Consider the following 13,771-nt stretch of genomic DNA (forward strand, 5'->3'; position numbering starts at 1 on the left):
CTCGGCAACTGTCGCCGGGGAAGACGGGACAGATGGTCCCCCGCGTGACGGGTGTGGGTGTGAGCGCGCGCACCTCAGGAGCCTTGCGAGATCAAACGTTTTGTCCATTGCCCACCTCCAACGGCGGATTTACCTTCAGGACATGGGTGGGGACTTGCGCGAAGCGCGGCCGCTGTTGCTGGTGGTCGAACGGGATCCGTTGCGGCTGGACCGGATCGAGAACGAGTTGGAGCGGAGCTTCGGCGTCGACTTCCGGGTGCGCGGCGAGCTGACGGCGGCCGCCGCGCTGCACTGCCTGGACCTCGCGCACGAGCTGGAGCAGCGGGTGGCCGTCGTACTGGTCGATCACGAGCTGCCGGACGACGAACGGGCCGCCGTACTGGCCAAGGCGCGGGAGGCGCATCCGGACGCGCGGCGGGCGTTGACGATCCCGTGGGGTGCGTGGGCCGAGCGGGCGACCGCGGCGGCGATCCTGGCCGCGATGTCGAAGGGTGACATCAACTACTACGTGCTGAAGCCGTGGATCGGGCACGACGAGCTGTTCCACCGGACGGTCGCGGAGTTCGTGCAGGAGTGGTCGCGCAACGAGGTCGCGAACCTGCGCGAGGTCGTGGTGGTCGCCGACGAGCGGTCGGCCCGTGGCCACGCGATCCACGCGCTGCTCGGGCGGAACGGGATCCCGAGCGCCTTCCGCGCGACCGGGTCGGCGAACGCCGACCTGGTGCTGGCCGAGATCGGCGAGCCCGACCCCGGCGACGGCGTCGTGGTGTGGATGCCGGCGATCGGCGGGACCGTGCTGCACGACCCGACCGATGTGGAGATCGCCGAGGCGTGGGGTGTCTCGACGACCTTGGACGACGAGCAGCGCGACTTCGACGTGCTGGTGATCGGCGGTGGGCCGGCCGGGCTGGCGACCGCGGTCTACGCGTCGTCGGAGGGGCTGCGCACGCTGGTCGTCGAGCGCGAGGCGATCGGCGGTCAGGCCGGAACCAGCTCGCTGATCCGCAACTACCTCGGGTTCTCCCGCGGGATCAGCGGGTCGGAGCTGGCCCAGCGCGGGTACCAGCAGGCGTGGGTGTTCGGAGCGCACTTCGCACTGATGCGCGAGGTCGTCCGACTCGATGCCCTGGGCAACGGGTTCGCCGCCGAGATCGGCGGGGTCGGCGCGGTGACGGCCAAGGCCGTCGTCCTGGCGACCGGGGTCTCGTACCGGCGGCTCGGCGTACCGGCCCTCGAAGCGCTGACCGGAGCCGGGGTGTACTACGGCGCCAGCGTTTCCGAGGCGCACGGGCTGACCGGGCTCGACGCGTGCGTGGTCGGCGGGGGCAACTCCGCCGGCCAGGCCGTGATCCACCTCGCGCGGTACTGCCGCCAGGTGACGCTGGTGGTCCGCGGGCTGGACCTGTCGGCGACGATGTCGCAGTACCTGATCGACGTCATCGACGCGGCGCCGAACATCGCCGTCCGGGCCTCCAGCGAGGTCGTCGACGGTGGCGGTGAGGGGCGGCTGGAGCACATCACCCTGCGCGACCGGTCGAGCGGCGCCGAAGAGGTGCTCGCGGCCGACGGGCTGTTCGTGATGATCGGCGCCGAGCCGCGGACGGCGTGGCTGCCCGCGGAGGTCGGACGGGACAGCCACGGCTTCGTGCAGGCCGGGGCCGACGCGGCCGGGTCGGCGCTGTGGGGCTCGGAGCGACCGCCGCAGCCGTACGAGTCGACGGTCGCGGGGCTCTTCGCGGTCGGCGACGTCCGGTGCGGGTCCGTGAAGCGCGTCGCGTCGGCGGTCGGCGAGGGGTCGGTCGTCGTTTCACAGGTCCACGAGCACCTGAAGACGCTGCGGATCGCGGAGCAGGCCACCGCCGATGGTTGACGCTCCCCCGACCCCACCCCGCTTCATGTACTCCGCGGGGATGGTCGCGCTGACCGCCGTGGTGCTGCTGATCCCGCTCGCCGCCCTGGTCCTGCTGCTGCGCGATCCCGGGCTCGACGTGCACTGGGAGCACCACCCGTCGCACTTCTGGCTGGTGCTGCTGACCGCGGCGCTGAGCGCCGTACTGGCGCACGCGACCGGCGCGGCCGCGCTACGTCGTGGTGATCCGCGGGTGCTGCTGGTGTCGCTGGCGTTCCTGTCCGCGGCCGGGTTCCTCGCGTTGCACGCGCTGGCGACCCCGGGCGTGCTGCTCAGTACGCCGAACGCCGGCTTCGTGCTCGCGACGCCGATCGGGGTCGCGATCGGCTCGGTCTGCGCGGTGCTCTCGAGCCTGCGCTTCGAGGGCGAGCGGTCAGTGGTCTGGATGCGCCGCGGGCGGCGGATCCGGTTCGGGCTGCTGGTGCTGATGGCGTTGTGGGCCGTTGCCTCGGTCACGCAGTTGCCGCCGCTGCACGACACCGCCGTACCGGAGGTTGCCGACGGCATCCTCACCGTACTGGCCGTCCCGACCGTCCTGCTGTACGGCGTCGCCGCCGCCCGCTACCTGCGGATGTGGAACGCGCGGCCATCGCTGATGCTGCTGTCGCTGGTGTCGGCGTTCGTGCTGCTCGCCGAGGCGATGGTCGCGCTGGTCTTCGCGCGGAACTGGGCGCTGTCGTGGTGGGAGTGGCACCTGCTGCTGCTCGCCGCGTTCGTGCTGGTCGTCGCCGGGGTGCGGATCCAGTGGTACGAGGAACGCTTCTCCGACCTGTACGTCGCCGGAACGGTCGCCGGACGGCGCGAACTGTCGGTGCTGTTCGCGGATCTGGCGGGGTTCACCACGTTCTCCGAGCAGCACGAGCCCGGCGAGGTGACCGCGATGCTGAACACGTACTTCGAGGTCGTCGTCCCGCCCGTGGTCGGCCGGCACGGCGGCGAGGTGGACCGGATCATCGGCGACGCGCTGATGGTCACCTTCAACAAACGCGGCGACCAGCCCGACCACGCCCGGCTGGCCGCGGCCGCCGGGCTGGCGCTGCAGGAAGCGGCCGAGCGGGTCTGCGCCGACCACCCCGGCTGGCCGCGGTTCCGGGTCGGGATCAACACCGGGATCGCGACCGTCAGCCTGCTCGGCACCGAGGGCGGCCGCACCCACACGGTGATCGGCGACACCGTCAACGTGGCCAGCCGGATCGAGGGCAAGGCGCCCGGCGGCGGCGTCGCGATCGGGCCGGCCACCAAGGCGCTGCTGCCCGGCGCGGTGACCGAGTCGCTCGGGCCGATCAGCCTCAAGGGCAAGGCCGAACCGCTGGAGGTGCACCGGCTGATCGCGCTCTGACGCATGATCACCCTCGTCTTGAGCGCCGTACCGGCTGTTGGCGCGTTGGGCCTTGGCGCGCCCCGGTGGGGGTGTGAGAATCCGGCTCATGTCTGCCCAGAACCGATCACGGCGCCGCCTGGGCGCCCTCGTGGTCACATCGACACTCGTCCTGACCGGAGTGGCCGCCATCGCGGCCGCCCCGGCGCAGGCCGCCTCCAGCACCGTGGTGATCACCGAGGTGTACGGCGGCGGCGGCAACTCCGGGGCGCCGTACACGCACGACTTCGTCGAGCTGACCAACAACAGCGGCGCCGCGGTCGACCTGACCGGCTGGTCGATCCAGTACGCGTCGTCGGCCGGGACCTCCTGGACGAACAAGATCACCCTGTCCGGCTCGATCGCGCCCGGCGGCGTCTACCTCGCGCAGGGCGCGAGCGGCGGCACCAACGGCCAGCCGCTGCCGACGCCCGACGCGACCGGCAGCGTGAACATGTCTGCTGCGTCCGGGAAGGTCGCGCTGGTCACCTCCACGGAGTCGCTGACCTGTGCGACGGGCTGTGCGACCGCGGCCGGTGTCGTCGACTTCGTCGGGTACGGCGCGGCGAACGACTTCGAGACCGCGGCGGCGCCGGGCCTGTCGAACACCACGTCGGCGACCCGGAAGACGCCCACGGCCGACGCGGACAACAACGCGGGTGAGTTCGAGGCCGTGAACCCGTCGCCGAAGACGCTGACCACCGCGCCGCCCGCGGAGGACCCCGTTCCGGCCAAGATCCACGAGATCCAGGGCGCGGCGCACCTGTCGCCGCTGAACGGCAAGCTGGTCGGCGATGTCACTGGTGTGGTCACCGCCAAGAGCGGCAACGGGTTCTGGTTCCAGGACACCGCGCCGGACAGCGACCCGGCGACCAGTGAGGGGCTGTTCGTCTTCACGAGCTCGGCGCCGACCGTTGCCGTCGGCGACGCTGTGTCCGTTCAGGGCACGGTCGCCGAGTTCCGGCCGGGTGGTTCGGGTGGGAGCGACAACCTGACCACGACCGAGCTGACCAACCCGACCGTCACGGTGGTCTCGTCCGGTGCTTCCCTTCCCGCGCCGACCATCGTCGGGCCCGGCGGCCGGGTGCCGCCGTCGACGGTGATCGACGACGACTCGAACGGTGACGTCGAGACCACCGGCACCTTCCAGCCGGCCACCGACGGGCTCGACTTCTGGGAGTCGCTCGAAGGTATGTGGCTGGGCATCGACAAGCCGCAGGTGACCGGGCCGACGAGCTCGTTCCGCGAGCTGTCCGTCGTACCGGCCGGGTCCGGCCTGCGGACGGCGCGCGGCGGCATCCTGCTGCAGAAGACCGACAGCAACCCCGAGCGGGTGCTGCTGGACGACGTACTGGCTCCGGTCCCGGACGCGAAGACCGGTGACACGCTCGCCGGGACCGTCACCGGGGTCCTGGACTACGGGTTCGGCAACTTCAAGTTCCTGGTCACGCAGACGCCGACCGTCGTCGACGGCGGGCTGAAGCGCGAGAAGACCACGCCGTCGTCGCTGGTCCAGGTCTCGGTCGCGACGTTCAACGTCGAGAACCTCGACCCGTCCGACGGCGCCGCCAAGTTCGACGGGCTGGCCCAGGCGGTCGTCCACAACCTCGCCTCGCCCGACATCCTCGGGCTGGAGGAGGTCCAGGACAACGACGGCGCGACGAACTCCGGTACGACGGCTGCGGACGTCACGCTGAACACGCTGGCCGCGGCGATCCAGAAGGCCGGCGGCCCGAAGTACGCGTGGCGGCAGATCGACCCCGTCGACGGTGACGAAGGTGGCGAGCCGGGCGGGAACATCCGGGTCGCGTTCATGTACCGCACCGACCGGCCGGTGAAGTTCGTCGACCGTGCGGGCGGCGGCTCGACCGTGGCGACGACGATCGTCGCCGACCGGTTCGGGCGGCCGCACCTGAGCTCTTCGCCCGGTCGTGTGGACCCGTCGAACCCGGCCTGGGAGGCGACCCGCGTGCCGCTCGCGGGCGAGTTCACCTGGCTCGGGCAGCCGCTGTTCGTGGTGGTCAACCACTTCAGCTCCAAGGGCGGCGACGACCCGCTCTGGGGCCGCGTCCAGCCGCCGGTCCAGAGCTCGGCGCCGAAGCGGCACCAGCAGGCGCAGTCGGTGCGGACGTTCGTCGACCAGATCCTGGCCAAGGACCGCGGCGCCAACGTGATCGTGCTCGGGGACCTGAACGACTTCGACTTCAGCCAGACCGCTCAGATCCTGATGGGCTCCGGCCGCACGTCGCTGATCAACCTGCCGCAGACGCTGCCGGCCAAGGAGCGGTACAGCTACGTGTTCGAGGGCAACAGCCAGATCCTCGACCAGATCCTGATGTCGCGGAACCTGCAGCCCGGGTCGTCGTACGACGTGGTGCACATGAACGCCGAGTTCCCCGACCAGATCAGCGACCACGACCCACAGGTGGTCCGGGTGATCCCGCTGCCGTCGTGGTACCGGTGATTACGGGCCGCTGACGGCGGACCCCCGGACGGGGTTTCGCTTGTCCCACCGCCGATAATGAAAAGGAGCCGGTTTCCCCGGGGAACCGGCTCCTTTTCGACTGAGGAGGTACGGGCACGTGACGGATGGCACCAAGCAGTACGCGGTGAGCAAGACCGACGAGCAGTGGCGGGCGGAGCTGTCGCCGGCCGAGTTCCAGGTGCTGCGCAAGGCCGGCACCGAGCGGGCGTTCACCGGTGAGTACACCGACACCAAGACGGTCGGCGTCTACAAGTGCCGGGCGTGCGACGCGGAGCTGTTCCGCAGCGAGACCAAGTTCGACTCGCACTGCGGCTGGCCGTCGTTCTTCGCGCCGCTGGCCGAGGAGCGGGTGGAGTACATCACCGACACCACGATGGGCATGAAGCGCGTCGAGGTCCGCTGCGCGAACTGCGGCTCGCACCTGGGCCACGTGTTCGAGGGCGAGGGCTACGGAACGCCGACGGATCTGCGGTACTGCATCAACTCGATCAGCCTGACGCTCGCGCCGGCCTGATCACAGCGTTGAGAAACCCGGCACTCCGCTCGGAGTGCCGGGTTTTCTTCTAGATGGGAGTGGCGAGGGCCACCGGGTTGCCGTCCGGGTCGAAGGCGTAGGCCTGGCGTTCGCCCCAGGGCATGTTGGCCGGCTCCTGGACGATGGTGTAGCCCGCCGCGCGGAGGGTTTCGACCTGGGACTCGACGTTGTCGACGTACACGAAGAGCTCGAAACGCGGTGCCGTGCCGACGGTGATGCCGAGCTGCGCCTCGGGCCAGCCGGTGTCGGCCAGGCCCAGCGACGACTCGCCGCGTTCGAGGCCGACGTAGTGCGGGTCGCCCTCCAGCGGGAACTGGTACGTCAGCTCGTAGCCGAGCAGCGCGTAGAAGTCGATCGAGCGCCGGACGTTGCCGACGTACAGGACAGGGAACGCCTTGCGGTCCATGTCAGGCGAAGTTGGCGACCAGCTCGCCGAGCTCGGTCCGCTTGCCGGTGTAGAACGGGACTTCCTCGCGCACGTGCCGGCGCGCCGTCGACGCGCGCAGGTCGCGCATCAGGTCGACCATCCGGTGCAGCTCGTCGGCCTCGAACGCGAGCATCCACTCGTAGTCGCCGAGCGCGAACGAGGCGACCGTGTTGGCCCGGACGTCGGGGTAGCCGCGGGCCATCTTCCCGTGCTCGGCGAGCATGTGCCGGCGCTCCTCGTCGGGCAGCAGGTACCACTCGTACGAGCGGACGAACGGGTACACGCAGATGTACCCGCGCGCCTCCTCGTCGGCCAGGAACGCCGGGATGTGGCTCTTGTTGAACTCCGCCGGCCGGTGCAGCGCGTACTGCGACCAGATCGGCTGCAGGTGCCGCCCGAGGCGCGACCGGCGCAGCGCGTGGTACGCCTTCTGCAGCGCGTCGGAGGTCGGCGCGTGCCACCAGACCATGAAGTCGGCGTCGGCGCGGAACCCCTCCACGTCGTACCAGCCGCGGATCACCACGTCGTCGGCCGCCAGCTTGCCGACCAGCTCGGTCAGCTCCGCGGTCAGCTCGTCGCGGTCGGTGTCGCCGAGCGGCGTCTCGACCTTGAACACCGACCACATCGTGTAGCGGATCACGTTGTTCAGCTCGCGCGCCTTCGGCTTCGCGGGCGTGCTGCTCTCGGGCTGGTTCGCGTCGGTCACGACCCCATTGTCGCCAATGCGGTCAGATGCTCCCGCACCCGGGTTGCCGCCGCGCCTCCGGAGGCGACACAGGCGGCGATCCCGACGCCTCGGTACGCCGCGCCGCAGACCGCGAGGCCGGGGTGGTCGGCTACGGCCGCCTCGACGCGGTCGACGCGGTCGAGATGGCCCACGGCGTACTGCGGGAGGCCGCCGCCCCAGCGGGTGACGAGCGAGCCGACGAGCTCCGCGTCGAGGCCGATCGCCTTGCGGAGATCCGCGGCCGCGAGCTTGACGAGCTCCTCGTCGGAGCGCTGCAGGACGTACTCCTCGCCGAGGCGGCCGACGGAGGTACGCAGTACGGCGAGGTCGCCGCCGGCCTCGGCGGACCACTCCCACTTGGCGTGCGAGAAGGTCGCGGCTTTGATCGTGCGGCCCTCGTCGGAGGGGACGAGGAAGCCCGATCCCGTGGCTGTGGTCGGCCAGTGCTTCTTGGGGACGGCGAGGGTGACGATCGCCATGCTGGCGTAGTCGATCGCTGCCAGCTCGGTCGCGGCCGTGGGAACGACGTCGGTCAGCATGCGCGCCGCCGGAGACGCGGGGGCGGCGACGATCACGGCGTCCGCGCGGAAGTAGGTCGGCGCGGGGACCGGGCCGGCCTCCAGCTCGTACTTCGTGGCCTCGTTGTCAGCGACCCGAGTGATCTTGCGGACCGGCGTGGAGCGGTGGATCTCGACGCCTCGCGCTGTGAGGTCGGCCTCCAGCGCGTGGATCAGGCGGTTGATCCCGCCGCGCAGGCCCGCGAACACCGGCTTGCCGTCGGCCGCCCGCCGCTGGCTGCTGGCGCGCATCTCTTGTGTCGCGGCGAGCAGGCCCGGCGTGGTCCGGAGCTTCGCGTACAGCTCCGGCACGGCGGCCGCGAGGGAGATCTCCTCGGCGCGCCCGGCGTACACCCCACCCAGCAGCGGATCGATCAACTTGTTCGTCACCGCCGGGCCCATCCGGTCGGCGACGTACCGCCCGATCGCGACGTCCTCGGTCAGCACCTGCGCCGGCAACTCAGCCTCAGCCGCAACCCGCGCGGCGCCCTCCTCCCCCAGCACGTCCACAGTCGCCGCCGCATCCACCGGCACCCCCATCACCGTCGGCGGAATCGCCCGGATCCGGTCCCCCACCCAGAGCCCCGCCGAGGTCGTCGCCGGATGCACCAGGTCATCGCCTAGCCCGACCGCCTCGATCAGCGCCACCCCTTCCGGCCGCCGAGCCAACACCGACTCAGCCCCGAGATCCACCGGCACCCCCGCCAGCACGTCCCCCGCCAACTTCCCTCCCAGCCGAGGCGCGCCTTCCAGCACGACCACCTGCGGCGGGTTGGGCCCACCCACCAACGCGTGCGCCGCAGCCAACCCACTGACCCCACCACCGACAACCACCACCACGGGAGCATCCACGCGTCCATCCTTCACCTAGTGCCCCAGCGCGCGGGCTTCGGGGCGGTTCCGTTCAGCCGCGGGGCGATCTGCACCGCTGATCAACCCGGCGTACGGGGACGTCTGTCGGCTCATCCCCGCGGCGATGAGGCGCTCACACCGGCGTTGGTCAGTGGTGCAGGTCGCTCGCCCAGTGAGCACCCGCTCGGTCCCCCGGACCTTCCGGCTTCCGGGGAGCCGACGTGCACCACCCACCAAGCCCGTGCTTCGGGCCATCTGGCGGACGGCCTACGCGGGGAACACGCGCCAGACGTGGCGTTGGTGGGTGGTGCACGTCGGCGCCCGGCTGTTCAGTTGGACGGCTGCCGCTCGCGGGCATCGCCGAGGCGGTGTTCCGCGGGGCCGCGCGAGGTGGCGAGGCCGGACCTGCATCACTCACCAACTCGGTGATGCGGGCCACCAGGCAGTCGGTGTACGCGGGGAGATGGCTGGGCGGTCGGCGTTGGTGAGTGGTGGACGTCCGCCCTGCGAGCTGATGCGCCGAGCCGCACGGGGTGCCGAGCGAAGCGCGCGCCCGCTGGACGCGCCTACCGTGCGCAGCCGCGGCGCCGCGAGGGCGGGCGCCGCGAGGGCGGGCGCCGCGTGGGCGGGCGCCGTGTGCGCGGCCCCGTGCGAGGGCCAGCGCCGTGCGGGCGAATGCCATGCGGGGGCCGACGCCGTGGGGGGAATGCCGTGCGGGGGCCGGCGCCGTGCGGGCGGGCCGACGCGCACCACCCACCAACCCTGTGGTTCGGGCCATCTGGCGGGCGGCCTAGGCGGGGAAGGAGGGCCATAGGTGGCGTTGGTGGGTGGTGGACGCCGGCGCCGGGCTGTTGTGTTGGACGGCTGCCGCTTGCGGGCGTCGCCGAGGCGGTGTTCCGCGGGGGCCGCGCGAGGTGGCGAGGCCGGACCTGCATCACTCACCAACTCGGTGATCCGGGCCACCAGCCAGTCGGTGTACGCGGCGGGATGGCTGGGCGGTCGGCGTTGGTGAGTGGTGCACGTCCGGCCTGCAAGCTATTGCACCGCGGTGCCGAGCGGAGCGCGCGCCCGCTGGACGCTCGTGCCGCGCGCAGCTGCGGCGCCCGCGCGGACGGGTGCCGCGCGGGGGCCAGCGCCATGCGGACGGGTGCCGCGCCGGGGCCGGCGCCGTGCGACCGGGCGCCGCGCGGGCGATTGCAATGCGGGTGCGGGACCGCGGGGGCGGACCGCCGCGACGAGGCCGACGTGCAGCACCCACCAACCCGCTGGTCCGGCCTACTTCGCAGCCTGCAGTGCGGGAGCCAAGGGGGTGGCGGCGCTGTTGGTGGGTGGTGGGCGTCGGCGTCGGGGCTGGCGTGTTGGACGGTTGCCGCTTGAGGTTCGGGTGTCGCCGGGCGGGTGAGTTCATCCGTTGAGTCCGACCCCGCGGTGTGTGGCCCGCGGTGCTGGGGCCGGACCTGCATCACTCAGCAACTTGGTGGTTCGGGGCAGCAGCCAGGCGGTCTGCGCGGGGACGTCGCGTCGGTGAGGGTGTTGGTGAGTGGTGGACGTCCGGGGGCTGCTGGGTCGGATGGTTGTGCGGCGAGGGGCGGCGTGGCGTTAAGAAGAGAGCTGGGAGTTCAGCGGGCGGACTTCTCGTGGACGGCCTTGACGATGCGGTGGAGGACGTCGGGGTCGGCTGTTGGGGGTACGCCGTGGCCGAGGTTGAAGATGTGGGCGGGGGCGGACTTGGCCTCGGTGAGGATTCGGTCGATCTGGGGCTCGATGGCGGGCCAGCCTGCCGTGAGGAGGGCGGGGTCTAGGTTGCCCTGGACGGGTTTGGGGTGGCCGCTGGCGGCGGTGATTCGGCGGACGGCCTCGTCCAGTGGGACTCGCCAGTCGACGCCGATGACGTCGGCGCCGGCTTCGCTCATCAGGCCCAGGAGCTCGCCGGTGTTGACGCCGAAGTGGAGGCGGGGGACGCCGTACTGCTCGAGGGCGGCGAAGACCTTGGCGGAGTGGGGCTGGACGAACTCGGCGTAGTCGCGCGGGGAGAGGGCGCCGGCCCAGGAGTCGAAGAGCTGGATGGCGGAGGCGCCGGCTTCGATCTGGATCGAGAGGTAGGAGATGGCCACGTCGGCGAGGCGGTCGGCGAGGGCGTGCCAGAGCTTCGGGTTGCCGTGCATGAGGGACTTGGTCTTGGCGTGGTCCTTGCTGGGGCCGCCTTCGACCAGGTACGACGCGACGGTGAAGGGGGCGCCGGCGAAGCCGATCAGTGGGGTGCCGCCGAGCTCGGAGACGAGCTGCTGGACCGACTCGGTGACGTAGGCGACGTCCGTCGGGCGGACCGGGCGTACGGCGTCCAGGTCCGCGAAGGACGCGACCGGCGACGCGACGACCGGGCCGACGCCGGGCTTGATGTCCAGGTCGACGCCGACCGCCTTCAGCGGGAGGACGATGTCGGAGTAGAAGATCGCCGCGTCGACGCCGTAACGGCGTACGGGCTGCAGCGTTATCTCCACAACGAGGTCGGGCCGCGTGCAGGACTCCAGCATCGTGATGCCCTCACGGACCTTCCGGTACTCCGGAAGCGCCCGCCCCGCCTGGCGCATGAACCACACCGGGGTGTGCGTCGACAGCTCCCCCCGAGCAGCCAGCAGGAAAGGAGAACGCTCGAGCGCAGACGATGTGGAAGGCACCCACCGATGATCCCACGCGGTCAGCGCGCCACCGACAGCTGGTCACCCACCTCCCCCAACACCTGATCACCACCCTTCACAGCTCCTCACCACAGCTCCCCAAGGTTTTGGGGCCGCCCGGTCTGGACTGAGGAGAGAGGGAGCGAAGCGACCGAACGACGAGGGAAGACCGGGCGAGAAAGCCCCAAAACCCGCCGAGCCGAAGGCGAGGCCAACAAACACAGCTGACGAACGCACTCCGACAGCCGCGCCACCCCCGGTGAGCCCGCCGACAGCCCCACCACAACCGGTGATCACCCCTGCCCACCGTGCAACCAACCATCCCCCACCGGCGCGTCGAAATCCGCGTCGGTGAGTAATCAGTCGTAGGCTGCGACCATGGGTGCCCGCAAGCAGGTCGACGCGCCACCCGCGGAGTTCGCCGAGGCTCTCACTCAGTTGCGTGAGGCCCGGTTCCGGCCCGAGGTCTTCGTCGAGGAGATGCCTGCGCCGCAGCGGATCGCTCCGCACGCGGCCGCGGTCAGCGCCGACGTGACGGTTGATGGTGACGACGTCGCCACCGGTCGTCTGGTCGTCCTCTACGACCCGGACGGGAACGACGCCTGGCAGTCGACCTTCCGCTGTGTCGCGTACGTGCGTGCGGCCGTCGAACCGGAGATGGTGACCGACGCGCTGCTCGGTGGCGTGGGCTGGACCTGGTTGATGGAGGCGCTGGCCGACCGGGGTGCGGAGTTCGGGGCGCCGAGCGGTACCGTCACCAGGGTGGTGTCGGAGAGTTTCGGTGGGATGGCCGACGACGACGCGACCGCGGAGATCGAGATCCGCGCCTCCTGGAGCCCGGTCCCGGGCCCGGACGGCGGGGTGGACGTGACGCGGCACGCGGAGGCGTGGGGCGAGGTGCTGTGCACCGCGGCAGGGTTGCCGCCGGTGCCGCCCGGTGTGGTCGCGATGCCTACCCGCCGCGGTCAGCGGGGCCAATGAGCCCGGCCGAGACCCAGCAGTCCCCCGAGGACCCGACCGAATCCCTTCCGCTGCTCGAGCTGCGTGACGGGCTGTCCGAGGTCGTCGACACCGACCCTGCGCTGCAGGAGGTCGTGGACGCGTTCCGTGCGGGCAGCGGGCCGGTCGCGGTCGACGCCGAGCGCGCCTCGGGCTACCGGTACTCGCACCGCGCGTACCTGGTCCAGCTGCGCCGGGAGGGTTCCGGGTCGGCGCTGGTCGACCCGATCCCCTTCGGTGACCTGTCCGCGCTCGGTGACGCGATCGTCGACGCGGAATGGATCATCCACGCCGCCAACCAGGACCTGGCCTGCCTGGCTGAGGTCGGGATGGTGCCGCGGACCGTTTTCGACACCGAGCTCGCCGGGCGGCTGCTCGGGTACCCGAAGGTCGGGCTGGCGTCGCTGGTCAGCGAGGTGCTCGGGTACCGGATGCGCAAGGAGCACTCGGCCGCCGACTGGTCGACCCGGCCGCTGCCGAGCCCCTGGCTGGTGTACGCCGCGCTGGACGTCGAGATGCTGATCGAGCTGCGGAACGCGATCGAGCAGGAGCTGCGCCGCGAGGGCAAGTGGGAGTGGGCCGAGCAGGAGTTCGCCGCGATCCTGTCCGCGCCGCCGCGCGAGCCGAAGCCGGATCCGTGGCGGCGGACGTCGGGGATGCACCGGGTGCGGAACCGGCGCAGCCTGGCCGTCGTACGGGCGTTGTGGGAGGCGCGGGATCAGATCGCCGAGGCCGCTGACATCTCGCCGGGGCGGATCTTGCCGGATGCGGCGATCGTCGAGGCGGCGGCCGCGATGCCGGTCGACCGGGACACGCTGCAGAAGCTGACCGCGTTCAAGGGGCGCGGCGCGCACCGGCACATGCGGACCTGGTGGGAGGCGATCGATCACGCCCGTCGGCTGCCGGACAGTGAGCTGCCGAAGCAGGGTCCCCGGTACGACGGGCCGCCGCCGGCGCGGGCCTGGGCTGATCGCGATCCGGATGCTGCGGCGCGGCTGTCGGCCGCGCGGGCGACCGTTGGGGAGATCGCTGAGGCGCATCGGTTGCCGACGGAGAACTTGTTGTCGCCGGACACGATTCGCCGGCTGGCCTGGACTCCCCCGGCGACGCCGGATCTGGAGTCGGTGAAGACGTTCCTGCGCGAGCACGCGGCGCGCGAGTGGCAGATCGGGCTGACCGCCGAGGTGCTGACGGACGCGCTGACGGTGACGGCGCCCGCCAAGTCGCTCGACTAGGTTGTCGCCC

The 13,771-nt window shown here is 71.5% G+C and carries 10 protein-coding genes; 6 read left to right on the plus strand and 4 right to left on the minus strand.

Annotation, left to right across the window (positions count from 1 at the left end; translation table 11 throughout):
* The first annotated feature begins 142 nt into the window (after nucleotides 1-142).
* The 4 genes from AB0M01_RS29150 (at nucleotide 143) to msrB (ending at nucleotide 6,265) form a co-directional block, all read left to right on the plus strand.
* A complete protein-coding gene (locus AB0M01_RS29150; RefSeq protein ID WP_363675059.1) occupies nucleotides 143-1,870 on the plus strand; it encodes an FAD-dependent oxidoreductase in 1,728 nt (575 codons plus the stop codon).
* Nucleotides 1,863-3,248 carry an adenylate/guanylate cyclase domain-containing protein gene (locus AB0M01_RS29155; protein ID WP_363675061.1) on the plus strand — a complete coding sequence of 462 codons (1,386 nt, stop codon included), beginning with the start codon at nucleotides 1,863-1,865 and terminating at the stop codon, nucleotides 3,246-3,248. Before AB0M01_RS29150 ends, AB0M01_RS29155 begins: the two co-directional genes overlap by 8 nt.
* An 88-nt stretch (nucleotides 3,249-3,336) precedes the next feature.
* On the plus strand, nucleotides 3,337-5,730 hold the full coding sequence (locus tag AB0M01_RS29160; RefSeq protein WP_363675063.1) for a lamin tail domain-containing protein: 2,394 nt from the start codon (nucleotides 3,337-3,339) through the stop codon (nucleotides 5,728-5,730).
* Between the two features lie 118 nt (nucleotides 5,731-5,848).
* Nucleotides 5,849-6,265: a peptide-methionine (R)-S-oxide reductase MsrB gene (gene msrB, locus AB0M01_RS29165; RefSeq protein WP_363675065.1), complete on the plus strand. Its 417-nt coding sequence runs from the start codon at nucleotides 5,849-5,851 to the stop codon at nucleotides 6,263-6,265.
* A 49-nt stretch (nucleotides 6,266-6,314) separates the two neighbouring features.
* Here msrB and AB0M01_RS29170 read toward each other — a convergent pair whose 3' ends face one another.
* From AB0M01_RS29170 to hemE, 4 genes are all read right to left on the minus strand, one after another.
* Nucleotides 6,315-6,692, minus strand: a complete 378-nt coding sequence (locus tag AB0M01_RS29170; protein WP_363675067.1) for a VOC family protein — start codon at nucleotides 6,690-6,692, stop codon at nucleotides 6,315-6,317.
* A gap of 1 nt (nucleotide 6,693) precedes the next feature.
* On the minus strand, nucleotides 6,694-7,419 hold the full coding sequence (gene hemQ, locus AB0M01_RS29175) for a hydrogen peroxide-dependent heme synthase (protein WP_363675069.1): 726 nt from the start codon (nucleotides 7,417-7,419) through the stop codon (nucleotides 6,694-6,696).
* Entirely contained in the window at nucleotides 7,416-8,849 is a 1,434-nt protein-coding gene (hemG, locus tag AB0M01_RS29180; protein ID WP_363675071.1) for a protoporphyrinogen oxidase, read from the minus strand. Before hemG ends, hemQ begins: the two co-directional genes overlap by 4 nt.
* 1,619 nt (nucleotides 8,850-10,468) lie before the next feature.
* Nucleotides 10,469-11,527 carry a uroporphyrinogen decarboxylase gene (gene hemE, locus AB0M01_RS29185; protein ID WP_363675073.1) on the minus strand — a complete coding sequence of 353 codons (1,059 nt, stop codon included), beginning with the start codon at nucleotides 11,525-11,527 and terminating at the stop codon, nucleotides 10,469-10,471.
* 378 nt (nucleotides 11,528-11,905) lie between these two features.
* Between hemE and AB0M01_RS29190 the strand changes: the two genes are divergently transcribed.
* Together AB0M01_RS29190 and AB0M01_RS29195 are read left to right on the plus strand one after the other, a co-directional pair.
* Nucleotides 11,906-12,508, plus strand: coding sequence for a DUF3000 domain-containing protein (locus AB0M01_RS29190; protein WP_363675075.1), 603 nt, complete (start codon nucleotides 11,906-11,908; stop codon nucleotides 12,506-12,508).
* Nucleotides 12,505-13,761 carry an HRDC domain-containing protein gene (locus tag AB0M01_RS29195; RefSeq protein ID WP_363675077.1) on the plus strand — a complete coding sequence of 419 codons (1,257 nt, stop codon included), beginning with the start codon at nucleotides 12,505-12,507 and terminating at the stop codon, nucleotides 13,759-13,761. The genes AB0M01_RS29190 and AB0M01_RS29195 overlap by 4 nt, the downstream gene beginning before the upstream one ends.
* Nucleotides 13,762-13,771 lie beyond the last annotated feature (10 nt).

This window comes from Kribbella sp. NPDC051770, from assembly GCF_040681455.1.
Classification (GTDB): domain Bacteria; phylum Actinomycetota; class Actinomycetes; order Propionibacteriales; family Kribbellaceae; genus Kribbella.

Bases quoted from the DNA above. Each gene is read 5' to 3' on its own strand.
- AB0M01_RS29150 (WP_363675059.1), top strand. From the start codon at position 143: ATGGGTGGGGACTTGCGCGAAGCGCGGCCGCTGTTGCTGGTGGTCGAA.
- AB0M01_RS29155 (WP_363675061.1), top strand. From the start codon at position 1,863: ATGGTTGACGCTCCCCCGACCCCACCCCGCTTCATGTACTCCGCGGGG.
- AB0M01_RS29160 (WP_363675063.1), top strand. From the start codon at position 3,337: ATGTCTGCCCAGAACCGATCACGGCGCCGCCTGGGCGCCCTCGTGGTC.
- AB0M01_RS29170 (WP_363675067.1), bottom strand. From the start codon at position 6,692: ATGGACCGCAAGGCGTTCCCTGTCCTGTACGTCGGCAACGTCCGGCGC.
- AB0M01_RS29190 (WP_363675075.1), top strand. From the start codon at position 11,906: ATGGGTGCCCGCAAGCAGGTCGACGCGCCACCCGCGGAGTTCGCCGAG.
- AB0M01_RS29195 (WP_363675077.1), top strand. From the start codon at position 12,505: ATGAGCCCGGCCGAGACCCAGCAGTCCCCCGAGGACCCGACCGAATCC.